The organism is Pedobacter psychroterrae (assembly GCF_004331695.1).
GTDB lineage: Bacteria > Bacteroidota > Bacteroidia > Sphingobacteriales > Sphingobacteriaceae > Pedobacter > Pedobacter psychroterrae.
In genome coordinates this window covers 1649869-1673398 of sequence record NZ_SJSL01000001.1, presented here as the reverse complement: position 1 = coordinate 1673398, position 23530 = coordinate 1649869, and the positions used below count along the sequence as shown (strand labels likewise).

The window sequence follows — 23530 nt, the reverse complement described above, 5'->3', positions numbered from 1 at the left end:
AATTCTGATATTAGCAGTCTACAAGTACTCAATACACATGTTATTTAGCGAACAGAACTATAGAAGGGAAGAATTTGGCGGAAGCATCGAGGTAATTTGCGGCTCGATGTTTTCAGGCAAAACAGAAGAATTATTAAGGAGATTAAGAAGGGCGCAGATTGCTAAATTAACTGTGGAGATCTTTAAGCCAAAAACAGATACCAGGTATGATGAAATGCTCATTGTATCTCATGATCTGAATTCTATACAATCCACTCCTGTTGAAACCTCTTCGTCGATTTTGCTTTTAAGCCCTGACACACAGGTAGTGGGAATAGATGAAGCCCAGTTTTTTGATGAAGATCTGCCTGAGGTATGCAATAAGCTGGCACAAAAAGGGATTAGGGTGATCGTGGCCGGCCTGGATATGGACTTTATGGGTAAGCCATTCGGACCGGTTCCCGCATTGATGGCAATTGCCGAACTGGTAACAAAGGTAAATGCAGTTTGTGTAAGATGTGGATGTCCGGCGATGTATTCATTTCGTACAGCTACCAGTGAGGCCAAAATTTTATTGGGCGAAAAGGACAGTTATGAACCCCGGTGCAGACGCTGTTTTCACCTACCCTAAAGGGCAGTTACTACAACGCTTCCCTCTCAGGTATTTTTCACAGCACTCTTTTTTAAGTTTATCCTTTTTGTGCTTTTTTGGATTTTTTTTATGCTTTTCCTTTTTATCTTTCTTAGACATAATTCCTCCCAACATTTAATAGAACAAAAAAGGTACATATTGTTTGCTTTTGCACCAACATGTACCTTTTAAAATATTAACCGGCTAACTCAGCAGGCTGTCAGAGAATCATCCCTCAGTGTACTCGATACTGCCAACATGTTTATCAATCTGCCATCTGCCTGTTCCTTCTTCTCCTATCACTTCGAATAATTCCAGCGCACGGCGGGCTTTATATTCTTCTTCTCTTTGCTCTTTAAAGAACCAGTTTAAGAATTCGATAGTAACGAAGTCTTGTTCTTTATAGCAGCGCGCAGCGATATTCTTGATAGACTGCGTAACGCTGATTTCCTGGTCCAAAGCCTCTTCAAATACTTCACGAAATGAATTATATTCTCCTTTTACGTTAGTGATTTCAGGAGAAACAGCATTCCCCCCCATATCCAGCAGATATTTAAAGAATTTAAGCTGGTGTAGTCTTTCTTCTTCGGCCTGTTTGAAAAAATAATCAGCTGAAAAATCATACCCATTGCGGTTGCACCACGATGCCATCGAGAGATAGATTGCTGATGAATGGGCTTCTTTTTTTATTTGTTGATTTATAAGTGTCTCTACATCTGAGGAGAGTAAGCACTTTATGCGCATGATATCTTTCATATTTCCTATAGATTAATGGTATTATAACATCAAAAATAATGCAATTAATACACAAAGAGGAATATAAAGGCAATATGGAAAGATTCTAATTCTAAGTAAATCAGACTACTATCCTATAAAGTCGATCAAATAGGATATGATTCAGTTCGAGCATAACAAAAGTTCCCTGTAACAGTTCCTTTAATGCTATGATCTGTAATAAGGACAGTACATAGCAATGGTCGCAAGCACAGATAAAAATAATCTCAAGATCTGGAGCCTTAGTACTGTTTAGCAGCAGTGCTTCTATGTCAATCTGATAAACTGCCTTTTTCAGTTTCAAGAGATTGCGGTAGTCAAACCGGGCCAGCTTGCCTGCAAAATCAATATACCAGCAACATTCATCATCAGATTGATAGATAGCACCTTTGACAGTACTAAACACTTCTTGAAAATGTACGGTAGGTAGTGAAGTTATCTCTTGCATGTTTGGCATCGAATATCGTTGATACGCAAAGATTGTTATTATTTAGAATTAATCCAAATCGATTGCCTATATTTTTTAAAAATGATAAGTTAAGACCTATTTCTCAGACCGGAATGTAATGGTAAATGTAGTCCCCTCATCAACTTTGCTTTGCACAGCAATGTGTCCACCGAGTGAAGTCACATGAGTATATACCAGATGAAGTCCGATACCCTTACTGTCAGAATTGCCATGAAATGTTTGATAAAGACCAAATACACTATCCTTTAATTTTTCTGAATCAAAGCCTGAGCCATTATCTGATATGATTAATTGGTTTACGGCACCATCCTTTTTTGTGTGAATATTAATCAATGAAGGTCTATTAGCACCCCCATACTTTATGGCATTAGTAATTAGATTTAAAAATATACTATCCATATAAATCCTATTAAACTTAACAAAGTCAAAGGCTGAAAAGTCTGAGTTAATCACTGCACCTGAATCGGCAATCAGCGTGCTAATAGAATTTTTAACCGTTTCTAATGATTCGGTCAGACTCAATTGCTCAACCAGTGCATTTAATCTGTCGTTGTTAATCATTACATCCAGAAAGTTATTGACAATATCATTAAGATTCTTACTCGTATTTTTAAGCAGACGTAAAAGTTCTGTAGTGTCCGGATCAGTAATCTTTGTACTATCAAAAAGGTTAAAAATGCTGAGCATATTGCTGATAGGTGAGCGGATGTCATGAGAAGCCATCCTTGTAAATTGCTTAATATCCTGATTGACCTGCGTAAGATTTGCAATAAAATTATTTCTTTCCTCTTCGATCTTCTTTTTTTCAGTAATATTCTTTGCGATGGCAAAAACCAGTTGCTTCTCTATATCGGGCATAGAAGTCCAGGAAAGCCATACTATTTCACCACTTTTGGTAACATACCGGTTTTCAAAACCCAATAAGGGCTTACCCTGGTAGACATGGACCCTGCTTTGCTGGGTGTCAACTTTATCTTCTTTAAATACAAATTCATTGATTGGCTGGGCCATCAATTCCTCTTGTGTATAACCTAAAACCTGAGAAACAGTAGGGTTTATCCTTTTAAAATATCCATCAAACCCAGCAATACAAAGCAAATCTCCTGAAAGATTGAAAAACTTATTCAATTGTTCGTACTCGAAATATTGGGTTTTTAGAATGCTTATATACTCCGTATCAGAAAGAGGCATTATAGATAATTACAGATTTAAATGTTATTTTTTTCTTTGTCTTCGCCTCATTTTCCTGTACCCTGAATTTTACTATCCGGGCAATCAGATCAAGGGGCATTGGCTGGTCAATAGGAAACTGCAATGTGCCCTTTCCTGTTTTATACATCGCAATCTCTTCTTCAAATTGCTTCATACCCGACGGTGCTGGATATAGTCCGATATGATTTTTATACCCGGCAAAATGAACCAGATTACCGTTGAGTATAAAAGTTGGTATGGCATACTTAATGGCCTCACTGGCATCTGGAGCAACACTTTTTATGGTCGACCGGATTTGCTCAAGTATTTCCTGGATATGCTTTGGAAAACCAGAGATATATGCCTCAATACTGTCAGTTTTTGTCGTTATCATAAGCCGGTATTTCGTGTTAAAGATACAAAACCTTTAAAGAACTGACTCGTGCTCCTCAATTTTCTTTCCTATTTCATTGATATAATCTTTATCAATCCAATTAGTACTTTCCCAGACAACTTGGTTGTGCTCTATCTCGGTATATAATTGGGTTATTTGTCGTGATTCTTTATATACATCGTAGGTGCCGTCTTCCCCCGGATATACCGTCAGATTTATTCCATGCAGCCTGATCGAATAAGGATCGTTGGCTGTTGTTGCTTCGTTTGTCATTTACAGTTATTCCAGTTCGTCAATTTTCTACTTATAACTTATCTGGGTTACGAATTGTTTGTAAAACAAGAACAATTCGAATTTATAACCAGGATAGTATTTCCACGACTTTTTGAAAGCTGAGCCTAAAGCACTGTAAAACAAAGAAAACCGGCACAATTACCCTGGTTACTAAAAATATTTATGTATGTTAGTGATAGATACCTACATTTAACTGTTACTATAAATGAAAAGATTTTTTTTCTATACGATTTTTTTGGTTGCCATAACAACTGGCATTATATCATGCAAAAAGAAAGATCCGGTTTCAACGCAGACCGTAACTATTGAGGGGCTTTTCTCCTTAACGGGCAACTGGTCGTCATTAGGCCTTACGTCAAAAGCAGCAATAGAAATTGCTGCTGAAGACATCAATGCTTACCTGATCAGCAAAAATTCTCCCTTCAAACTGGCAGTTTCTGTATCAGACACAAAATTGGAGACCGAGCTTGCAAAAAGCTTGTTCACTAAAGCCAAAACTGATAAAAAGAGTTTTGTCATAGGTCCACAGTCCAGCGCTGAACTAGCAGCTATAAAACCATTAAGTGATGCTGCAGAAATTATAGTAATTAGCCAAAGCAGTACTGCAGGCAGCCTGGCCATTGCCAATGACGCCATTTTTCGCTTTTGTCCATCCGACAAAATTGAAGGAGCAGCAATTGCAGCCACAATTGCAAAAAGGGGGTTTAAAGGCTTGGTCACCATTGCCCGGGATGATGCAGGAAATAGGGGCTTGCAAACTTCTACCGGCGAAGCTTTTGCAGCTAAAGGTGGGCAAACGGTACCCATTGCGCCTTACGGCACAGCATTAACCGACTACTCGACTATTGTATCGAATATAAAAGCTCAGCTCAATACCCTGATTGCTTTGTATGGAGCGAACAAAGTAGGTATTTACCTGGCCTCGTTTGATGAAGGCACTGAAATCTTTAAGCTGGCGGCAGCAGATCCTTTGCTGAGTAGTGTAAAATGGTTTGGCGGCGATGGTGTAGTGTTAAGTACAGCTTTTTTAAATGATGCCACAGTTGCAGAATTTGCTATCAAAACCAGCTTTTTTGCACCTTCATTTGGATTGCCTGTTGCTACAGAATCAAAATGGAAGCCCATTGCAGCGCGGATCAAAGCTAAGACTATGATAGAACCCGACGCATTTGCGCTGGCGGCTTATGATGCTATGTGGACCATAGCCTATACCATTGAAGCAAACAATGGAAGCACAGCTAGTTTTGCGAAAATAAAAACATTATTCGTGGAACAGGCAAACAAAAATAGCGGAATAGTTGGTGCAGAAGCACTTGATGCTGCAGGCGATAGGGCAACCGGCACCTTTGATTATTTTGGCATCGTCAAAGATGGAGGTTCTTATGTATGGAAATTGTCAGGGAAATCAGACGATTAGTTATTAAAATCTGTCAGACCCAGTCGTCTTCGCTCAACACCATACTTCTTAAGGTAAAGAGGTTGGCCACTGCTGCCCCCATTGTATTGTTGAAATAGGCATAGACCGTTTTCCCTTGCGATATCCAATCCCGGATATAGCCCGCGTATTCATAGAGCACCTCATCTTCATAACTGCCTCGGTAGTTCCCCCCAGGCCCATGAAAACGCAGGTAAACGAAAGGGAGCATGGTGTCCAGCATGGGAGTAACGGCCGGTGGTTTGTCCTGAATCACCATACCCATAGCATGCTCCTCCAGTAATCCGTATACTTCATTGTGATACAGTGAAGTATGCCTGAACTCCAGGGCAATATCCCAACATCTGGATGGATCAGATTCATTCAATACATTTATAAGCAACTCAAGTTGTTTAAACTGAGCAATCCGCACACTGGGCGGAAACTGTACCAGTAGACTCCCTTTTTTATCCCCTACCCTGTCAATTACATTCACAAAATGTTTTACTGCTTCGGGATCAAATGCTAGTCCTTTATTGTGTGTGATTTCTTTGGATAGTTTAAAAGTAAACTTAAAATCCTCTGGCACATCAATAGCCCATCTAGCTACTGTTGATGCCATTGGAACCTTATAGAAAGAACTGTTTATTTCTATGCTGTTCATCAGAGACCCATAAAAGTAAAGACGGCTTTTCTCCTTAAATTCTTCGGGATAAAACAGTTTATTAGACACCGGCAACAACAAACCACTGGTACCGGAGTAATAAATTGGAGGACGGCTATTTCGGGCCCCGGTTTTCATAAAAGATGTTTTAGAGATTGAGTATTAACTGAACAGGTCAAATAACTTATTGTTTGTTTAGAAAAACTAGTTTTCCTTGTAAAAGTGAAGTAAAAGTTGAAAACCGATGATGCTCTTTCTTGTTATACTCTTGGCTGCCAAAGGTTAAAACATATAATTGCGAGCAGATGAAGAGGTCTATCTTGAAATTTTGGCAACCATTAGTTACCGCATGATCTGGGAATTGGAGGCTTCAAGTACTCCTGGACGGTCATGACATTTTGTAAGGCAAAAAATTAAGTACCAAATAAATATGGTATTTTTACAGCCGAATCTACTCCCTGCAAGAACAATGAATAAGAATAGCGAAGAAAACGGCCTTAAGGAAGACAATCCAAGAAAGGATAATGAAGAAACATTCTCTGCTGTAGACATCGCTAAAATTGCACTGGATTCCGCGCATGTGGGTATTTGGATCATCGAAACAGTATCCATGAAATTTCTGCCTTCCAAACGCACAAAAGAACTTTTTGGCTTTTCGCCTGATCAGGAAATGTCTTTTGAGGATGCGATGTTACAGGTTGCCGACAAGAACAGAAAAGGTATTCTGCAAGCGATTGAATTTGCTTTCACCAAACATACCGGTTTATATATTGAATGTCCGGTGGTTGATCGTCAGCATCAAACAACCAGATGGTTAAGTGTAACGGGCGGCTTTAGCAATTCTGATATCAGCAACAGCTACTTTTCAGGGATCGTAATAGACATCACTGAGCAAAAACAAAATGACTTGAGAAGGACCAAATTTATCGGCATGGTCAGTCATGAGTTAAAAACTCCACTTACTGCTTTGAAAGCCTATGTGCAGCTGCTAAGTAGCTGGGCTAAAAAACAGAAGGACAATTTTACCATCGGGGCCTTATCAAAAGTTGAAAAGCAGGTTAAAAAGATGCTCAACATGATCAATAGCCTCCTTAATCTATCAGGTGCAGAGGCAGGTAAAATCCACCTGAACAAGCAGGATTTCATGCTGGATAAACTGATAGCCGAAGTCATTGAGGAAACTTTATTTATTACAGCATCACATCATATTGTACTAATTCCAACTCAGGAGATCAGGGCAAATGCTGACCGTGAAAAAATTGAACAGGTATTGGTGAACCTGCTCAGTAATGCGGCTAAATATTCTGATCAGGGCGCAACTATTGAAATCTCATGCACAGTGCTGGAAAATAATATTGAAGTTCAGATCCGGGATGAGGGTATCGGTATAGCGCCGGAAGACAGAGAGAAACTATTTATGCCACATTACCGGGTGGAGCGAAAAGAGACGGAAAAAATAGCTGGCTTCGGCATCGGCCTGTACTTATGTGCAGAGATCATTAAAAGACACAATGGTAAAATCTGGGTGGAAGCTCGTCCGGAAAAAGGCAGCACATTTAAGTTTACGCTTCCAGTATAATAGTATTATACCAGGCCCCTTAGCGGGGCCCGGTATGCTTAAGGCTTTCGTATAATACCAAGGGCAATGGCAAAATATATCGTAGATTCCATAGCGATCCCGATTAGCTAAGGCCTGCATATTGCTTGAAATCTACGGTCTCTACATGCGCTTTAAAGTTTTGGATATCCTCACGGATCATCCGTTCAAATGTGCCATTGAACAAAGAAGTGATGCCCCGGCCGACACTGCCCGCTGGAGGGAAATAATCAATTTCGATGTGCAGCTCTGTGCCTGTACCGTTGAGGGTTTGTTTGAATTCCACTTTTCCTGCGTTGTCGATCATTGAATCCTCCATGGATTGCCATCCGATGTATTCATCAGCCTGCTCTCTGGTGATCTGGGCATTCCATTTCAGATCAATCAGTCCGCCCGGCGTGTTGGCAGTCCATACAGATACTTCCTGGTCTATTTCTTCCACGCTTTTTAAATGTTTCATAAATTTAGGAAGGTTGGATAGATCACGCCAGAAGGCGTATACCTTTTCCACCGGAACATTGACAGTAATGTGCTCAATGATGCTGATCGCTTCAGGATCAGAAGTATCTTTACCCAGCTGTTTGTATACCGGGCAAACTCCTGTCGCTCCGCGGTAAAGCATTAATCCACCTGCAGCGGCTCCCTGAAGTCCGAGAAAGGGATGTCTGCCGATATTCTTCAGGCTCTTATATAACAACCAGCTTCCGGCGAGCACCGAAATGAGTCTTTCTCCCTGGTCGATGTTCTCTTTCCCTGTGGGTGCAAAATTCAGCTCTTTTAAGCTATTGGTGATCTGATCAATCAGTTCGTTTTTCATAGGTAAATCGGTTTTATTGTTTGTATTTCTGTCCTTTAGCAGCTATTGGGTATAACCGGGGTTAGTAATAGCCACTTTTGCAGGTAGAGAACAACATTCTTAGTCAGAAGTTTGCTGATTACGGATTTTGTTTGGTAAAAATTTTCTCCTAATAAACGTTGGTATCGGAACATCTCTGTAATTGGAGTGAAAATGTGCTTTTAAAAGCAAAATAGCCCGATTCAGTTATGAAATCGAGCTATTCTAAGTATGGTGAGAAGTATGCAAATCACGAAACATTTCCAGTCTGATTTACGTAGAATCGTCGATTTGTATATTTAGTTTTTTCCGACTTTTTCCAACCAATCATCATTAATCGAATATATTCAACAACATTCTTAGTCTTTCGATGATACAAGGTTACTTCTCATTCCATAAAGGAACCTAGATCACATTGTTGGGTATTTCGCCAAAAGTTGGAAAGAGCCACATATTTTCCAAAATGCACACTTGAGGTTAGTCAACCGAATTATTCAATTTTGAATAGCTAAAAGTCTGTTTTGTGCATAAAGAAGTCTTTTTTGGGAAAATGTGAGGTTACAATTAATCCTAATTTTACAGGACCAAATAGACCAATCAGACATGAACATCGAAAGAGTATGCTTTTCCAGAGCGCGGTAAGTATTACAAATGCGCAGAATAATGTCCCGAAAGCATTCGGGCCTGTTCCCACAAAACAGCAGACAATATAATATGATTTTAACTGACTGTCATTTAATGATTTATAAAAATATTCACTACCTTAAACTAACCAAATGGGAATGTTAAACAAACCTTCATCTAGACGTAGTATGATGAAAAAAGTTGCTGCTACTGCAGTTGCCGCTATGGTGGGCGAAAACTTATTTGCACATGTATCAGCATCCGAAGCCGCGCTTGGGCCTTTAAAGGGGCGAATAAATAACTCGGTATGCAAGTGGTGCTACAACGCTATACCGCTTGAAGACTTTTGCCTGGCCGCTAAAAAAATGGGTATTACAGGCCTTGACCTTATTGGCCCTAAAGATTGGGCTATAGTAAAAAAACACGGATTAACAGTTGCCCTGGCAGATGGAGCTGGAAAAGGCATAAACCAGGGATTTAACGATCCGTTGTTACATGACGAATTGGTAAAAAGCTATGAAGATTTGATTCCTAAAGCGGCTGAAGCGGGTATAAGTCAAATCATTTGTTTTTCAGGTACCCGAAAGGGCTTAGACGATGAGCAAGGAATTAAGAATTGCGTTGCAGGGCTTAAAAGACTAATGCCGACAGCGGAAAAATACAACGTAACAATAGTTATGGAACTGTTAAATAGCAAAGTTGATCACCGGGATTATCAATGTGATCATACCAAATGGGGAGTAGCTGTTTGCGAAGGTGTTGGTTCAGATCGTTTCAAATTGTTATATGATATTTACCATATGCAAATTATGGAAGGAGACGTAATTGCAACCATTAAAAAATATAATAAATACTTTTCACATTATCATACCGCTGGTGTACCGGGACGACATGAAATTGATGAAACACAAGAGCTAAATTATCCGGCAATTATGAAGGCCATTGTAGATACTGGCTTTAAAGGATTTGTGGCACAGGAGTTTATACCTATACGCGAAGATAAACTGGCATCATTAAAACAGAGCATTGAGATATGTGATGTGTAACGATACCATAATTTAGATATCAATCGAAATCAAGATCACTAAACCTGCATACCTAAAAATATTGATAAAAAACATGAAACTGAATACATTTAGAAGGAGGCATTTTACTAAGATTCTATCAATTCCACTGGTTGTTGCATCGTGTACAATATTGTACTCATACACTTCATTAACCAGGCAAAAAACCATCCAATCGCCAGGAATTAATGGCCTGGTGCCGGCTGTCGGTTTGGACATACAGGTAATGGCAACTGAGCCTATGCTAAAAAATCCAACCAACATTTCGGTAGATGAAAAAGGACGGGTTTGGGTTACCGAAGCCTACAATTATCGCTTTGATATAACCAAAAAACCAACTAACCCGACCGGCGACCGGATTATGATGTTGGAAGACACTAATAAGGACGGTGTGATGGACAAAAGCACTGTTTTTTACCAGGGACCAGAAATGAACGCCCCACTGGGTATTTGCGTTTTAGGTAAACGCGTGATTGTAGCGCAAAGCCCTTATATATGGGCTTTTTATGACGATAACGAGGACGGTAAAGCCGATAGAAAAGAAATTATGTTCCAGGGGATTGGCGGCGAACAGCATGACCATGGCGCACATGCCTTTACTTTTGGGCCAGACGGAAAATTATATTTCAACCTTGGTAACGAAGGTAAACAGATACGGGACAAAAATAACAATCCCGTGTTAGACCAGGATGGTGACCCTATTGATCAAAATAAATATCGCCAGGGTATGGTTTTAAGATGCGACCCTGACGGATCTAATGTAGAAGTTGTTGCCAGTAATTTCAGAAATATGTTTGAAGTAGCTATTGATAGTTACGGTACCCTTTGGCAAAGTGATAATGATGATGATGGAAACAAATCAACACGTATTAACTATGTAATGGAGTATGGCAAATTTGGTTTTAACGACGAAATGAGCAATGCCAGCTGGAGATCACCCCGTACAAATATGGAAAAAGAAACTCCGCTGTTGCACTGGCACCAAAATGATCCGGGCGTAGTGCCTAATTTATTAGCAACAGGTGCTGGTTCACCTTCGGGGATGATGGTATATGAAGGAACGCTGTTACCTAAAATTTATCAAAATCAAATGATACATGCTGAACCGGGAAATAATGTGGTTCGTGCCTATCCGGTTACAAATAAAGGTGCGGGATATACTGCAACTATTGCCAACATATTAACTGATCCAACAGATCAATGGTTTAGGCCAGTAGATGTATGTGCAGCGCCTGATGGATCATTAATTATTGCAGATTGGTATGATCCGGGTGTGGGTGGGCACCAGGCCGGTGATTTAGACAAGGGAAGAATTTACAGAGTATTCCCTATCGGAAAAAATGACTACACCATTCCTGTATTTGATTTTAATAGTGCAGCAGGTTTAGTTAGTGCATTACAAAATGCCAACTTAACTGTACGCTACAAAGCATGGGTTGGTTTACAGGCATTGGGCACCAGGGCCATACCTGAATTAGAAAAGCTGTGGAGACAAAAAACGGCTGATTCCAGATTACGTGCCAGGGCATTATGGGCACTGGTAAAAATGCCGGGCAAAGGTAGCACTTACATACAACAGGCTATTAAAGATGCTGACCCTAATATCAGAATTGTAGGTCTACGTGCTGCCAGGCAGTTAAAGCTTGATGTTGCCGGTACGGTAGCCAAAATGATAAATGATGCTGATCCACAGATCAAAAGAGAATTGGCTATTGCGTTGCATCATAACAAAGATCAAAATGCACCTGCATTATGGGCAACGCTAGCGGCCCAAAATTCAGGCACAGATCGTTGGTACCTTGAAGCTTTAGGTATTGGAGCAGATAACCAATGGGACCAGTTTTTTAAAGCATACCTGAAAAAGGTAAAAAATCCGCTTAAAGATGATGGAAGCAAAGACATTGTTTGGCGCGCCAGAACAGATGAATCCCTGCCCTATTTGTCGCAGTTGGCATCTGATGAAAAAACTCCTTTAGAAAACAGGTTACGCTATTTCCGTGCTTTTGATTTTAATACAGGTACTGCTAAATCTACTCACCTGTTAAAAATGCTCGACCTTCAAAACAAGACTCCTGATTTTACAAGGCTTGTGTTAAAGCATATGGATTCTAAAGCAGTTGGCAGTTCTGCTTCGGTTCAAAAAACATTAAAAGAAGTTCTTCCATCATTATATGGAACGCCAGAATATGTTGACATTATTGATCAGTATAAGATTACTTCAGAAAATCCAAAACTGTTGCAATTGGCTATTGAAAAATATAACATGCCTATAGCCGGAACATCATTGGCCGCACTTACCGAATCAGGTGGTTCGTCTTTAATTACCAATATGCTTGCCGGTAATGATTTAGAAAAGTCTAAACTTTTATTGATAGCATTAGGCAGTGTTGGAACTAAAGAATCGTTAGACTTATTACAATCTGTTGCTTTTGATACCAAATACAACCTAGAAATTCGTAAATTATCAGCAACTGCAATTGGACGAAGCAGAGGTGGACGTGTGCGTGTACAGGAATTGGCTGCCGCTGCCAATACACCTGCAGATGTATTGGCAGAGCTAAAAGCAAATGCGCCTTCGGGACCAAGACCAGGTGGTGCTGTGACGGCAAACATTCCCCCTCCGTCAACCGGCAAAGATCTTTCTTCACTATTTAGAGAGTTAACAGCCCGTAAAGCAAATGCAGCTAAGGGCAAGGCAGTATTTGCCAGAACTTGTTTTGTTTGCCACCAGGTCAATGGAGCAGGCTTGGATTTTGGCCCAAAATTATCAGAAATTGGCTCAAAACTGCCAAAAGAAGCATTGCTGGAAAACATTGTTAACCCATCTAACGGAATTAATTTCGGTTATGAAACGTCTGAGATATCAATGAAAGATGGTTCAATGGTAACGGGTATTGTATTCAGTAAAACAGAAACAGAGGTAGATGTAAAATACCCGGGCGGCACAACAGAAAAACTAAAGGCCTCTGATGTAAAATCAATTAAAGAATTGAAAACATCGTTAATGCCGGAAGGGTTGGATAAAACTATGAATAAACAAGAGTTAGCTGATTTGTTGGAGTACTTAAGCAGCTTAAAAAAGAAGTCATAAACCAATTATAACTAACACCCTGTTAACAACAATGATAAGTGAAAAATATCAGTTATTTAATTAAAACTTCTGCTAGTCTACTTTTTCTTTTTGCTGCATTAAATACAGTGCAGGCACAAAACACAGGTCAAGCGGCGCCCCAAAACCGCCCAGCTGCCGGACGCGGCGGCGGTATTTATCCAAACTATGTTAAAGATGATAGCTTAGGATTTGTGTCTATTTTTGATGGAAAAACATTAAAGGGATGGGATGGCGACCCAACATTTTGGCGTGCAGAGAACGGCGAAATTGTTGGCGAAACTACTCCTGAAAAAGTAGTTAAACTAAATAATTTTCTGATTTGGCGCGCTGGCAAAGTAAAAGACTTTGAAGTTAAATTTGATTATAAAATAAATGGCACTAACAGCGGTTTCCAGTACAGAAGTACTGCAATGCCTGCAAAACAGTAAGCAAATTACGCACTACATAAACGTGTAAAAAAATAATTGAAGATGACAAACAAAAATATCAGTATGATTGCGCTGGTGATAGGCATGGCAGTTGCCGCCCAGGCTCAAGTATCGCCAACAACTATCAAAGAAGACTTTAAACCGTCGTCAGTGAATCAGCCTGGTCACGATTATCCGCAGGTAAACTCACAAGGCTATGCCCGGTTTCGGGTAAAGGCCCCGCAGGCCGATAGCGTAAGGGTGAGTTTAGGCCTTGGTGGCAGGGGTGGAACCAAACTTATTAAAGGAGCAGATGGCTTTTTTACAGGCACCACAGAAGGCCCCATGGATGAAGGCTTCCATTATTATCATCTAACTATAGGCGGCGGCATATTCAATGATCCCGGGACATTAAATTTTTATGGATCCACCCGTTGGGAAAGCGGGATAGAAATACCTGCGGCAGATCAGGAATTTTACGCACTGAAGGATGTGCCCCACGGTCATGTACAGCAGATACTTTTCCCATCAAAAAGCACAAATACCTCGCGCCGTGCTTTTGTGTACACCCCACCGGGTTATGACAAGGAAAAATCAACACGCTATCCCGTCCTGTATTTACAGCACGGCTGGGGCGAAGATGAAACGGCTTGGAGTAACCAAGGCCATGCCAACCTGATCATGGATAATTTACTGGCCGAACGTAAGATCAAGCCTTTTATTATTGTGATGACATATGGTATGACCAATGAGGTGAAATTTGGCGGAATAAGAAGTTTTAAAATAGAGCCGTTTCAAACTGTTTTAACTGATGAGTTGATTCCTTACGTTGATGCAAATTTTCGCACATACGCCGATAAAACTCACCGCGCTATGGGAGGCCTATCTATGGGAGGCATGGAAACGCACACCATTACATTGAATAAGCCTGAGTTATTTGATTACTTCGCACTGCTTAGCGGAGGCACCTACACGCCCGAGGAATTGAAGAATAAACCTAAGGTTAAACTGATATTTATGAGTTGTGGAAGTAAAGAAAAGCCTGATGGTGTCATTAATGCTGCATCAGCACTAAAAACAGCTGGTTATAATGCGGTTTCGTACGTATCGGCAAATACCGCTCACGAGTTTCAAACTTGGCGGCGCAGCCTGCATGAACTTGCGCCTTTGTTGTTTAGAAACTAAGAGATCTGAAAATTACCTAAGCGGTTGGGTAATCATAACCTACTAGCACTATACTTATGAGCAGAAATACGATATTCCCAGTATTTAATGCAAAAATTTATATTTAAGCAACGGTCTAATACGGGTTTTACCTTACACTACCGACTGAGCTACTTTACCATCTTATTTAAGCATGTTTCTTAGCCATACTTCCCTCGGTTGGGAGTGCAAGTTTAACGTCTTTTTCTGAACATAAAAATCTTTTTTCAAAATAATTATCTCCATCCCCGAGGTTTATCCAAAGATATTGATGAGAAGTATAAGTAAAAAATGTTTGTTTGGATAGCGCTTGCCTTTTACATAGCTTTGATGAACAAGCGAGTGTTAACTATCTAAGTTATGGTCATTAATAATTATATTAAGCTCATCCTTTTGCTAAGCATTACGATGAATGCTCATGGGCAAAGCACTAAAAAAACATTAATTAACGTATTAATAATTGATGGGTACAGCAATCACGATTGGAAACAGACTACTGCAGTGACTAAAGGTATATTAGGAGAGAGCAAACTTTTCGAAGTAACCGTAACCCATGCGCCGGCAACAACTAATAAGGATAGCCTGACGCTCTGGGATCCGGATTTTAGCGGCTATCAGGTTATTATTCAGAATACAAATAATATTTTTAATCAAAATTTACGGTGGCCTCCTAAAGTAGAACAAAAACTAGAGAGGTTTGTTGCTGATGGGGGTGGTTTATACATTTTACACTCTGCAAATAATGCATTTCCACACTGGAAAGAGTATGATGAAATGATAGGGCTTGCATGGCGAAACAAGGATACAGGTTATGCCCTGAAAATTGACAAAGACACCAAGAAAATAATTGCTATACCCCCGGGAGAGGGTAAAAGTACTAGCCATGGAGAGCGATTTGATGCAGTTATTCATATTTTAAATCGCCACGAAATCAATAAAGGATACCCGAAAAAATGGATAACTCCATCTATGGAACTATATACCTACGCCAGAGGGCCGGCAAAAAATGTTACAGTATTGTCTTATGCGTTTGATGAGGCCACACAAACCAATTGGCCGGTAGAATGGGTGGTGAAATATGGTAAAGGGTATATATATAATTCAAGCATGGGGCATTTATGGAAAGGGGAAGAATATCCGATCAGTTACAGATGTATTGGTTTTCAAACCACATTAATAAGAACGGTAGAATGGCTGGCTAAGCATAAAGTTAGCTATAAGGTTCCTAAAAATTTTCCGGGAGAAATTGTTAGTACCAGAAGTGAGACCGATTATCCGGCTAAGAACCCATAGCGTTACAAAAATAGACAATTCGCTAACAAATGGCATAAAATTGGCTAAGGCTATGCCCTTTCCATAAACAACATTGCACATCTTTACTATAACATTTAAGGTTTTATTGATGATGACAAAGCGTTTTACTGGTACCATAAAAATGCAATGGTGAACCCTCCCCAACTTTTACGCTTGATCGCCCATACTGAGATTTAAACAAAATATGAAAATAACAAAGCCCTAACTATTAATTAGTTAGGGCTTTTAAAGTGGTATGGGCCGGGATCGAACCGGCGACACATGGATTTTCAGTCCATTGCTCTACCGACTGAGCTACCGTACCATCTTTATTACAACGTATCTTATTACGTTCCCCTCGGTTGGGAGTGCAAATGTAGTGTCTTTTTTTGAATGACAAAATCTTTTTTAAAAATAATCATAAAATAAACCTCTTTTATTTAAAACCCTTCTAAATTTTTAACTTTATTACCTGCATAATAAAAGCTTACAACGTATTTCTGTTAACTTAGCAACTACTATAAGAGATATCCAAATATGGCATCACAAATTATATTTATAGCGATGACGTTGGCAGCAATTGCCTTGTTTAGCTATAATCTTAAAAAAGTAATCCGCAACATCCGCTTAGGAAAAGCGACCGATAGAACCGATCAGCCGCAAAAAAGAGTGATGACCATGATTAAGGTAGCATTCGGGCAAACTAAAATGTTCTTTCGCCCAGTTCCTGCCCTGCTTCACTTCGCCGTGTATGCCGGTTTCGTAATCATCAATATCGAAGTGCTTGAGATCATGATAGACGGAATATTTGGTACACACAGAATATTTAGTGGCCTTGGGGGACTTTACAATGGATTGATCGGCTCGTTTGAAATACTGGCACTGTTGGTATGGCTTGCTTGTATCATATTTTTAGTCAGACGAAACATTCTGAAACTTCAAAGATTTAGTGGAGTGGAGATGACCAAATGGCCAAGATCAGATGCTAATTACATCCTGATCACTGAAGTATTACTAATGACCGCTTTCCTGACTATGAATGCGGCAGACGCGAAACTACAGGCACTTGGAGCCGGGCACTATACCAACGCAGGAGCATTTCCGATCAGCCAGTATCTTCAGGGATTACTACCGGATTCTGAAGGCATCCTGACGGCCATCGAAAGAGGTTGCTGGTGGTTTCACATCATTGGTATATTTGCATTTTTAAATTATCTTCCTTATTCCAAGCATTTCCACATCATATTTGCCTTTCCAAACACCTATTTTTCAAATCTTGAGCCCAAGGGTGAGTTTACGAATATGAAGAGTGTAACCAATGAAGTGAAAGCAATGCTGGACCCTTCATTTACCCCGGAAGACACTGAACCGGGCAAGTTTGGAGCGAAGGATGTAAATGACCTCACGTGGGTAAACCTTATGAATGCCTATACCTGCACAGAATGTGGCAGATGTACTTCCGTTTGCCCGGCCAATATAACTGGTAAACTCCTGTCTCCACGTAAGATCATGATGGATACGAGAGATAGAATGGAAGAAGTTGGCAAAAACATAGACAAGACTGGAAATGGTTTTGACGACGGCAAATCATTGCTGGATACTTATATCACCCGAGAAGAAATATGGGCCTGTACAAGTTGCAATGCCTGTACTGAGGCCTGCCCAATAAATATTGATCCGTTGGCCATTATTACAGACCTGAGACGTTATGCCGTAATGGAGGAATCTCAGTCGCCTGCCAGTATCAATGGCATGCTGGGCAACATAGAAAACAATGGTGCACCCTGGAAGTATTCTCCGGCCGACAGGTTTAACTGGGCCAAAGAAAGTTAATTAATACGAATCTACTATAGCTTAAAGCGAACGTTAAGATGAGCGAGCAACTAAATTTTGAAGTGCCTACAATGGCAGAAATGATAGCAAAAGGAGAAGAACCAGAGATATTGTTTTGGGTAGGCTGTGCAGGAAGTTACGACGAACGTGCACAAAAAACTACGCGCGATATCTGCAAGATCCTACACCACGTAGGCATAAAATACGCTGTTCTTGGCACCGAAGAAAGCTGTACCGGTGATCCGGCAAAAAGAGCTGGAAATGAGTTTCTTTTCCAAATGCAGGCCATGACCAATATAGAAGTCCTGAATGGCTACAACATCAAAAAAATTATAACCGGTTGCCCCCATTGTTTTAATACCATCAAAAATGAATATCCGGGCCTGGGCGGCAGTTACGAAGTCATACACCATACCCAATTGATTCAGCAACTGATTGACGAGGGTAAATTAAAAGCCGAAGGCGGAGAAAGTTTTAAAGGCAAAAAAATCACCTATCACGACCCCTGTTATTTAGGACGTGGAAATGGGATCTATGAAGCTCCCAGGAAAGCACTTGAAGTGTTGGATGCACAACTTGTTGAAATGAAACGTTGCAAATCCAATGGGCTATGTTGTGGTGCCGGTGGCGCACAAATGTTCAAAGAACCGGAAAAAGGCAATAAGGACATCAATATTGAAAGAATTGAAGAAGCCCTTGAAACACAACCTCAGGTTATTGCCGCGGGTTGTCCATTTTGCATGACTATGTTGAGCGATGGCATAAAGCTTAAAGACCAGGAGCAAAATGTAGAAGTATTAGACATAGCAGAGATTACCGTAAGGGCTAATGGATTGTAATACACTATATATTACTTCGCTGAATTCGGGCAGCAATGGCAATTGCTATTACATAGCCAATGAGGAAGATGCCATACTTGTTGATGCAGGTATCTCCTGCAGGGAAACAGAAAAGCGCATGCTCAGGTTGGGTTTGTCGATGACGAAGGTCAGGGCAGTTTTTATTTCACATGAACATACTGACCATGTAAAAGGCCTGTGCACCCTGGCTGCTAAATATAACCTCCCTGTTCACGTTACCTCAGGAACATTAAATGGCTGCAGATTTAACCTGCGACAAGACTTAATCAAGCCTCTTTATAGCGATCAACCTGTCCAAATAGGCCGGCTAACAGTAACCGGATTTCTAAAAATACATGATGCTTCAGAACCACATAGTTTTGTTATAGCCTGCGGAACCACAAAAGTTGGCGTATTTACAGACATAGGAATGGCCTGTGAACCACTGATACATCACTTTAAACAATGCCATGCAGCTTTCCTGGAAGCAAATTACGATGATGAACTATTAAGCAGAAGTGCCTATCCATATTTCTTAAAAAAACGCATCAGCGGAGGAAAAGGCCATTTATCCAATAAGCAGGCACTGGAAGTTTTCATTAACCACAAGCCAAAATTCATGACTCACCTATTGCTATCACACTTATCAAAAGATAACAATGATCCGCAACTGGTACTTGAACTATTTAAACAGCATGCAGGCGACACAGAGATTCTGGTAGCCTCCAGACATGAAGAAACTGAGGTGCTTACTATTTTTGAGCCAATAGCAGCGCATTCATTTTAACCATCCGTTCTGAGATAGAAATCAGATCATGTGCTTCAATGTTTTTTAAGGGAATGGACATATAAGACGCCATACTGTCAATATCCCCCCCTTCTTTATCATTATAGGTTTGAACAATTACATCATCCCCTAGTGTACGGATCAACAATGTGCCTTTTTTATCGTTCCCATAATAATCTAGGTCTTTAAATTTCAGCAGATTAAATGAAAAATACTCTACCTTCCCTTTCGCAAAAAATCGCTTATACCGACAAAAACCAGTGTTAGTAACATTTATTTCATAGCGTTTAATTTGTACTGGGCTAGCACTTTCATCATAGTGCTCCATCAGCATTTTCTGAATAAATACAGTTTGCTCGTCCAGGTTCATCGCGGTTGAGAAGGCCATAAAAACCAAGCACATCATTAATGAGAGGCACATTTTTATGTTTAATGTAAACTTCTTCATCAGGTTAATTTTTTAGTATGATCAAGTATAAATAATTTTGTATTTTTGATTATGAGTTTTTCTCCACAATCCAGAGTTTGGGTATACCAAAGTAACCGTGCTTTCAGCAATGAGGAAGTAAAAGAAATCCAGCAAAAACTGAACGATTTTACGGTTCAATGGAAAGCACATGGCCATCAATTAGCTGCGAAAGCCGAAGTTTTATACAACTTTTTTATTGTGTTTTTTGTTGACGAAGCCTCCGCTGGTGTCACTGGTTGTTCTATCGATTCATCGGTCCGCATCATCAAGGACCTCGAACAAACATACAATATTGACCTGTTCAACAGATTTAACATTGCCTATAAAATCGACGGTAAAGTGATCGTAACCAATAAAGAAGACTTTGAAACCCTGGTAAATATTAAGGCAGTAGGCCCTAAAACGACTGTATTTAACAACCTTGTACAGACATTACAGGAATTTGAAACCAAGTGGGAAATCCCATTCGAGCAAAGCTGGCACAGCAAAGTATTTGCACATCTATTGTAACCATCCCTTTATCTCTATTCAGGAATCTTAAAAATCCAGCGGCCCCAGCCTTCTCATATTTCTCATAATCAGGTATTGCCTGTGCCTTATATATGTAGTAGCCTTCTTTGGCGTCCATCTCCTTGGATTAGGAAAACATGCGGCAATCAACGCAGCTTGTCCACGTGTCATTTTACGGCATGATTTACCATAATACTCCTGAGCAGCAGCCTCCGCTCCGTATACTCCGTCACCCATCTCTATTACATTTAAGTATACTTCAAGGATACGCTCCTTGCTCCAGAAAATCTCAATCAACAAGGTAAAGTAAGCCTCAAACCCTTTCCTAATCCATGAACGTCCAGGCCAGAGAAATACATTCTTTGCGGTCTGCTGAGATATAGTGCTTCCTCCTTTAATCTTCTTGCCCTTCTTATTTGTTTCAAATGCCTTTTCGATGGCCTTCAGATCAAATCCTATGTGCTTTAGAAATAGCTGATCTTCGGCAGAGACCGCCGCACGTTTCATATTATCAGATATATCTTCAAAATCTACCCATTCCTTCTCCATCTTTGAAGACTTACCCTCACTGCTTCGTTCGATATTTCGCTGGATCATCAATAATGTAATGGGGGGATTTACAAAACGGTATACAAGCACCCAAAGCACTGTTACCATCAAAAACCAGAGGAAAACTCTTGTTACTACTGCTGTGATCTTTTTAAACACGGGCGACTTACTGTTCCCTTTTTTTCTACTATTCCCCTTTTTCATTCCTGCAAAGATAATAACGCCTTTTGAACTACAAAATTCAGTCAATTTCCATATATTGTGGAGCTTATTTACATTTCAGTTAAGTTTACACAAAACACAATCTAAGAGCCCGCCAACTTCTAATCAGAATGAAAATATCTGAATTACTTTTTAAACAAAATAACAATTTCGACTTAATACGTATTATACTTGCTTGTTTAGTAATAATAGGCCATAGTCCAGTTTTAAACGGCCTTTCGGGTCACTGGGCAGATCCGATAGGCTATTTTTTTCCCTTTACCTATTCGGGGTCACTTAGCGTCAAAGCATTTTTCTTCATTAGTGGACTCGTGGTCACCAACAGCTATCTTTCCAAGCAGAATGGTGTATATTTCGTCATATCAAGAATTTTCAGGATTATCCCTGCACTCTTATTTCTGTTATTAATCACCGTCTTCATCTTCGGACCGTTCCTAACTACTTTGAGTACCATAGATTACTTTTCTGGTCTTAACAGTTTTTCATATATATACAACAACTTGATTTTCAATACCGAATACTATTTACCAGGACTTTTTGCAAGTAATCCCTATCCTCATGCCGTAAATGGTTCACTATGGAGCCTTAAATATGAAATGGGGTGTTATATCTTTTTATTGGTGACATTTCTATTACTAGGAAGGTTCAACAAATACTATCTAAACATACCTATCGCCTTTGTTATTGGTGATGCGCTTTTAGAAACCCCTATTTTATTCGCATTTTTGGGGATCAACCCAGACATTAGCTTACTCCCTATGTCTTTTGCTCTTGGATGTTTACTGGCTGTTAATGCAGACAAATTGGTGATCAATTTATACGTATTGTTGATAGCAGGGATATTCCTATTTCTTTGCAAAGGTGGTCCATATGCACAGATTGTGTTAATGATCACCTTTTGCTCAGTAATTACCTATATCAGTTCAAGAAAGTCAGTGGTTAAGTTACGGCCAAGGTATGATATTTCATACGGCATTTATCTTTGGGGATTCCTGATTCAACAGACAATGGTACACTATACAGGGACAATATACGTGGGCCTACATTGTTTAATAGCGTTATTGATCTCGATTGCATTGGCCCTGGTTACCAATATTTTTATAGAAAAGCCCTTTATAGCGCTTGGTAAGAAAACATTCAAAAGCCTAAAAACAAAAATGCCGCTCTTACAGAGCGGCATTTAACATCTTGTTAACAAGAGTTTGTTATTATTCAGCTACAACTGCGAAAGGAACTTTAACTTTCACTTCTTTGTGCAAGTTTAAGTTGGCTACATATTCACCAACAAATTTAGGTTCAGTTTCGAAAGTGATACGGCGACGGTCAACATCAAAACCTTGTTGTTTCAATGCATCAGCAATCATAATAGTGTTTACTGCACCAAAAATCTTACCTGTTTCACCAGCTTTAGCACCGATAGACAGCTTCACGTCAGCAAGACGTTGCGCAATGCCTTCAGCATCTTTCTTAATTTTATCTTGTTTAAAAGCAGCCTGCTTTAAATTTTCTGCTAATACTTTCTTAGCTGAAGCAGTAGCCAACTGGCCAAATCCTTGAGGGATCAGGTAGTTACGGCCGTATCCTGGCTTTACAGAAACGATATCATCTTTTTCCCCTAGGGACTTGATATCTTGTTTTAAAATAATTTCCATTTCTCAGCTCCTATTTTAATTGGTCAGCAACAAAAGGCAACAAACCAATGTGACGTGCACGTTTTACCGCTTGAGCCACTTTACGTTGGAATTTCAATGAAGTACCGGTTAAACGGCGTGGTAATAATTTACCCTGGTCATTGATGAATTTCAATAAGAAATTTGCGTCTTTGTAATCAATATATTTAATTCCGTTCTTTTTGAAACGGCAATACTTCTTTCTGTTATCGTCCACTTTTGGAGCAGTAACATATTGTATTTGATCCTTTGCCATTATACTGCAGCCTCCGTTTTAGGTTTTTTATTGAAAGCCCCACTGCGTTTTTTCTCATTATATGCTACCGCATGACGGTCTAATCTAATGGTCAAGAAACGTAGCACACGCTCATCGCGTTTAAGCTCCAATTCTAATTTACTAATTAATTCACCTGAAGATTTGTACTCTGTAAGGTGGAAGAATCCGCTTGCTTTTTTTTCAATCGGATACGCTAATTTTCTCAAACCCCAATTGTCCTCTTGAACAATTTCGGCTCCGCTGTCAGCTATGATCTTGCTAAATTTGGCTATCGCCTCTTTAGCTACTTCATCTGACAACAACGGGGTTAGAACGATAACAGTTTCGTACTGATTCATTGTTATTTATTTGTTTTTTAATTAATCCGCTCTAATTGCGGGTTGCAAAAGTAACAATAATATTCTATTTATCAAACAGATAATAAAAGTT

At 39.8% G+C, this 23530-nt stretch carries 25 protein-coding genes and 1 tRNA gene; 13 read left to right on the top strand and 13 right to left on the bottom strand.

The features are described from left to right. Positions 1–37 precede the first annotated feature (37 nt). Positions 38–610, top strand: coding sequence for a thymidine kinase (locus EZ437_RS07385; RefSeq protein WP_131594692.1), 573 nt, complete (start codon positions 38–40; stop codon positions 608–610). A 228-nt stretch (positions 611–838) separates the two neighbouring features. On the opposite strand, the gene EZ437_RS07380 is transcribed toward EZ437_RS07385, so the two are convergent. The 5 genes from EZ437_RS07380 to EZ437_RS07360 all read right to left on the bottom strand — a co-directional run bounded on the left by EZ437_RS07380 (position 839) and on the right by EZ437_RS07360 (position 3711). Further along, positions 839–1366, bottom strand: a complete 528-nt coding sequence (locus EZ437_RS07380) for a ferritin (RefSeq protein ID WP_131594690.1) — start codon at positions 1364–1366, stop codon at positions 839–841. A 100-nt stretch (positions 1367–1466) separates the two neighbouring features. Beyond that, positions 1467–1832 (bottom strand): hypothetical protein, encoded by a 366-nt coding sequence (locus tag EZ437_RS07375; RefSeq protein ID WP_131594688.1) that lies wholly within the window; start codon positions 1830–1832, stop codon positions 1467–1469. A 96-nt stretch (positions 1833–1928) separates the two neighbouring features. Then, positions 1929–3044, bottom strand: coding sequence for a sensor histidine kinase (locus EZ437_RS07370; RefSeq protein ID WP_131594686.1), 1116 nt, complete (start codon positions 3042–3044; stop codon positions 1929–1931). Further along, entirely contained in the window at positions 3031–3438 is a 408-nt protein-coding gene (locus EZ437_RS07365) for an iron chaperone (protein WP_131594684.1), read from the bottom strand. The genes EZ437_RS07370 and EZ437_RS07365 overlap by 14 nt, the downstream gene beginning before the upstream one ends. Positions 3439–3471: 33 nt before the next feature. Then, positions 3472–3711 (bottom strand): hypothetical protein, encoded by a 240-nt coding sequence (locus EZ437_RS07360; protein WP_131594682.1) that lies wholly within the window; start codon positions 3709–3711, stop codon positions 3472–3474. A 226-nt stretch (positions 3712–3937) separates the two neighbouring features. Here EZ437_RS07360 and EZ437_RS07355 point away from each other — a divergent pair, with 226 nt between their 5' ends. Continuing rightward, positions 3938–5149 (top strand): ABC transporter substrate-binding protein, encoded by a 1212-nt coding sequence (locus EZ437_RS07355; RefSeq protein ID WP_131594680.1) that lies wholly within the window; start codon positions 3938–3940, stop codon positions 5147–5149. 13 nt (positions 5150–5162) lie between these two features. Here EZ437_RS07355 and EZ437_RS07350 read toward each other — a convergent pair whose 3' ends face one another. After that, positions 5163–5948, bottom strand: a complete 786-nt coding sequence (locus EZ437_RS07350) for a DUF72 domain-containing protein (RefSeq protein WP_131594678.1) — start codon at positions 5946–5948, stop codon at positions 5163–5165. Between the two features lie 331 nt (positions 5949–6279). On the opposite strand from EZ437_RS07350, the gene EZ437_RS07345 reads away from it, so the two are divergent. Continuing rightward, the gene (locus EZ437_RS07345; protein ID WP_131594676.1) at positions 6280–7389 is read left to right on the top strand and encodes a PAS domain-containing sensor histidine kinase; all 1110 of its coding nucleotides are present in this window, start codon (positions 6280–6282) and stop codon (positions 7387–7389) included. A gap of 103 nt (positions 7390–7492) precedes the next feature. Here the strand turns inward: EZ437_RS07345 and EZ437_RS07340 are convergent, their stop codons facing one another. Then, positions 7493–8224: an SRPBCC family protein gene (locus EZ437_RS07340; RefSeq protein ID WP_131594674.1), complete on the bottom strand. Its 732-nt coding sequence runs from the start codon at positions 8222–8224 to the stop codon at positions 7493–7495. A gap of 830 nt (positions 8225–9054) precedes the next feature. Here EZ437_RS07340 and EZ437_RS07335 point away from each other — a divergent pair. The 5 genes from EZ437_RS07335 to EZ437_RS07315 all read left to right on the top strand — a co-directional run bounded on the left by EZ437_RS07335 (position 9055) and on the right by EZ437_RS07315 (position 15945). After that, complete coding sequence (locus EZ437_RS07335) at positions 9055–9912, top strand: hydroxypyruvate isomerase family protein (RefSeq protein WP_225869518.1); 858 nt, start codon at positions 9055–9057, stop codon at positions 9910–9912. 73 nt (positions 9913–9985) lie between these two features. Next, entirely contained in the window at positions 9986–13021 is a 3036-nt protein-coding gene (locus EZ437_RS07330; protein ID WP_131594670.1) for a PVC-type heme-binding CxxCH protein, read from the top strand. A gap of 38 nt (positions 13022–13059) precedes the next feature. After that, positions 13060–13470, top strand: coding sequence for a 3-keto-disaccharide hydrolase (locus tag EZ437_RS07325; protein ID WP_205942660.1), 411 nt, complete (start codon positions 13060–13062; stop codon positions 13468–13470). Positions 13471–13512: 42 nt separating this feature from the next. After that, positions 13513–14634, top strand: a complete 1122-nt coding sequence (locus EZ437_RS07320; protein ID WP_131594668.1) for an alpha/beta hydrolase-fold protein — start codon at positions 13513–13515, stop codon at positions 14632–14634. 378 nt (positions 14635–15012) lie between these two features. Then, the gene (locus tag EZ437_RS07315) at positions 15013–15945 is read left to right on the top strand and encodes a ThuA domain-containing protein (RefSeq protein ID WP_131594666.1); all 933 of its coding nucleotides are present in this window, start codon (positions 15013–15015) and stop codon (positions 15943–15945) included. Positions 15946–16197: 252 nt separating this feature from the next. On the opposite strand, the gene EZ437_RS07310 is transcribed toward EZ437_RS07315, so the two are convergent. Beyond that, a tRNA-Phe gene (locus tag EZ437_RS07310) sits at positions 16198–16270 on the bottom strand. Between the two features lie 212 nt (positions 16271–16482). Here EZ437_RS07310 and EZ437_RS07305 point away from each other — a divergent pair. From EZ437_RS07305 to EZ437_RS07295, 3 genes are read left to right on the top strand one after another with little or no spacing between them, the layout of a single operon-like run. Beyond that, positions 16483–17778: a (Fe-S)-binding protein gene (locus tag EZ437_RS07305; RefSeq protein WP_131594664.1), complete on the top strand. Its 1296-nt coding sequence runs from the start codon at positions 16483–16485 to the stop codon at positions 17776–17778. Between the two features lie 38 nt (positions 17779–17816). Next, positions 17817–18617, top strand: coding sequence for a (Fe-S)-binding protein (locus EZ437_RS07300; RefSeq protein ID WP_131594662.1), 801 nt, complete (start codon positions 17817–17819; stop codon positions 18615–18617). After that, positions 18607–19404 carry an MBL fold metallo-hydrolase gene (locus tag EZ437_RS07295; RefSeq protein ID WP_131594660.1) on the top strand — a complete coding sequence of 266 codons (798 nt, stop codon included), beginning with the start codon at positions 18607–18609 and terminating at the stop codon, positions 19402–19404. Before EZ437_RS07300 ends, EZ437_RS07295 begins: the two co-directional genes overlap by 11 nt. On the opposite strand, the gene EZ437_RS07290 is transcribed toward EZ437_RS07295, so the two are convergent. Next, positions 19370–19852 (bottom strand): hypothetical protein, encoded by a 483-nt coding sequence (locus EZ437_RS07290; protein ID WP_131594658.1) that lies wholly within the window; start codon positions 19850–19852, stop codon positions 19370–19372. The two genes, EZ437_RS07295 and EZ437_RS07290, sit on opposite strands and share 35 nt — an antisense overlap. A 51-nt stretch (positions 19853–19903) precedes the next feature. Here EZ437_RS07290 and EZ437_RS07285 point away from each other — a divergent pair, with 51 nt between their 5' ends. Beyond that, the gene (locus tag EZ437_RS07285; RefSeq protein WP_131594656.1) at positions 19904–20383 is read left to right on the top strand and encodes an ABC transporter ATPase; all 480 of its coding nucleotides are present in this window, start codon (positions 19904–19906) and stop codon (positions 20381–20383) included. A 27-nt stretch (positions 20384–20410) separates the two neighbouring features. Here the strand turns inward: EZ437_RS07285 and mtgA are convergent, their stop codons facing one another. Further along, the gene (gene mtgA / locus EZ437_RS07280; protein ID WP_131594654.1) at positions 20411–21136 is read right to left on the bottom strand and encodes a monofunctional biosynthetic peptidoglycan transglycosylase; all 726 of its coding nucleotides are present in this window, start codon (positions 21134–21136) and stop codon (positions 20411–20413) included. 128 nt (positions 21137–21264) lie between these two features. On the opposite strand from mtgA, the gene EZ437_RS07275 reads away from it, so the two are divergent. Further along, complete coding sequence (locus tag EZ437_RS07275; RefSeq protein ID WP_131594652.1) at positions 21265–22338, top strand: acyltransferase family protein; 1074 nt, start codon at positions 21265–21267, stop codon at positions 22336–22338. Positions 22339–22362: 24 nt separating this feature from the next. On the opposite strand, the gene rplI is transcribed toward EZ437_RS07275, so the two are convergent. The 3 genes from rplI to rpsF are packed head-to-tail and all read right to left on the bottom strand — an operon-like array spanning position 22363 to position 23439. Then, positions 22363–22806 (bottom strand): 50S ribosomal protein L9, encoded by a 444-nt coding sequence (gene rplI, locus EZ437_RS07270; protein ID WP_131594650.1) that lies wholly within the window; start codon positions 22804–22806, stop codon positions 22363–22365. Positions 22807–22816: 10 nt separating this feature from the next. Continuing rightward, positions 22817–23080 (bottom strand): 30S ribosomal protein S18, encoded by a 264-nt coding sequence (gene rpsR / locus EZ437_RS07265; protein WP_131594648.1) that lies wholly within the window; start codon positions 23078–23080, stop codon positions 22817–22819. Then, complete coding sequence (rpsF, locus tag EZ437_RS07260) at positions 23080–23439, bottom strand: 30S ribosomal protein S6 (protein ID WP_131594646.1); 360 nt, start codon at positions 23437–23439, stop codon at positions 23080–23082. The genes rpsR and rpsF overlap by 1 nt, the downstream gene beginning before the upstream one ends. Positions 23440–23530 lie beyond the last annotated feature (91 nt).

Excerpts from the sequence above, each read along its gene's own strand:
- EZ437_RS07320 (WP_131594668.1), top strand. The coding sequence starts at position 13,513 with ATGACAAACAAAAATATCAGTATGATTGCGCTGGTGATAGGCATGGCA.
- EZ437_RS07380 (WP_131594690.1), bottom strand. The coding sequence starts at position 1,366 with ATGAAAGATATCATGCGCATAAAGTGCTTACTCTCCTCAGATGTAGAG.
- EZ437_RS07330 (WP_131594670.1), top strand. The coding sequence starts at position 9,986 with ATGAAACTGAATACATTTAGAAGGAGGCATTTTACTAAGATTCTATCA.
- EZ437_RS07305 (WP_131594664.1), top strand. The coding sequence starts at position 16,483 with ATGGCATCACAAATTATATTTATAGCGATGACGTTGGCAGCAATTGCC.
- EZ437_RS07285 (WP_131594656.1), top strand. The coding sequence starts at position 19,904 with ATGAGTTTTTCTCCACAATCCAGAGTTTGGGTATACCAAAGTAACCGT.
- EZ437_RS07375 (WP_131594688.1), bottom strand. The coding sequence starts at position 1,832 with ATGCAAGAGATAACTTCACTACCTACCGTACATTTTCAAGAAGTGTTT.
- rpsR (WP_131594648.1), bottom strand. The coding sequence starts at position 23,080 with ATGGCAAAGGATCAAATACAATATGTTACTGCTCCAAAAGTGGACGAT.
- EZ437_RS07300 (WP_131594662.1), top strand. The coding sequence starts at position 17,817 with ATGAGCGAGCAACTAAATTTTGAAGTGCCTACAATGGCAGAAATGATA.
- EZ437_RS07350 (WP_131594678.1), bottom strand. The coding sequence starts at position 5,948 with ATGAAAACCGGGGCCCGAAATAGCCGTCCTCCAATTTATTACTCCGGT.
- EZ437_RS07295 (WP_131594660.1), top strand. The coding sequence starts at position 18,607 with ATGGATTGTAATACACTATATATTACTTCGCTGAATTCGGGCAGCAAT.
- rpsF (WP_131594646.1), bottom strand. The coding sequence starts at position 23,439 with ATGAATCAGTACGAAACTGTTATCGTTCTAACCCCGTTGTTGTCAGAT.
- mtgA (WP_131594654.1), bottom strand. The coding sequence starts at position 21,136 with ATGAAAAAGGGGAATAGTAGAAAAAAAGGGAACAGTAAGTCGCCCGTG.
- rplI (WP_131594650.1), bottom strand. The coding sequence starts at position 22,806 with ATGGAAATTATTTTAAAACAAGATATCAAGTCCCTAGGGGAAAAAGAT.
- EZ437_RS07365 (WP_131594684.1), bottom strand. The coding sequence starts at position 3,438 with ATGATAACGACAAAAACTGACAGTATTGAGGCATATATCTCTGGTTTT.
- EZ437_RS07345 (WP_131594676.1), top strand. The coding sequence starts at position 6,280 with ATGAATAAGAATAGCGAAGAAAACGGCCTTAAGGAAGACAATCCAAGA.
- EZ437_RS07315 (WP_131594666.1), top strand. The coding sequence starts at position 15,013 with ATGGTCATTAATAATTATATTAAGCTCATCCTTTTGCTAAGCATTACG.
- EZ437_RS07360 (WP_131594682.1), bottom strand. The coding sequence starts at position 3,711 with ATGACAAACGAAGCAACAACAGCCAACGATCCTTATTCGATCAGGCTG.
- EZ437_RS07370 (WP_131594686.1), bottom strand. The coding sequence starts at position 3,044 with ATGCCTCTTTCTGATACGGAGTATATAAGCATTCTAAAAACCCAATAT.
- EZ437_RS07335 (WP_225869518.1), top strand. The coding sequence starts at position 9,055 with ATGATGAAAAAAGTTGCTGCTACTGCAGTTGCCGCTATGGTGGGCGAA.
- EZ437_RS07340 (WP_131594674.1), bottom strand. The coding sequence starts at position 8,224 with ATGAAAAACGAACTGATTGATCAGATCACCAATAGCTTAAAAGAGCTG.
- EZ437_RS07275 (WP_131594652.1), top strand. The coding sequence starts at position 21,265 with ATGAAAATATCTGAATTACTTTTTAAACAAAATAACAATTTCGACTTA.
- EZ437_RS07355 (WP_131594680.1), top strand. The coding sequence starts at position 3,938 with ATGAAAAGATTTTTTTTCTATACGATTTTTTTGGTTGCCATAACAACT.
- EZ437_RS07385 (WP_131594692.1), top strand. The coding sequence starts at position 38 with ATGTTATTTAGCGAACAGAACTATAGAAGGGAAGAATTTGGCGGAAGC.
- EZ437_RS07290 (WP_131594658.1), bottom strand. The coding sequence starts at position 19,852 with ATGAAGAAGTTTACATTAAACATAAAAATGTGCCTCTCATTAATGATG.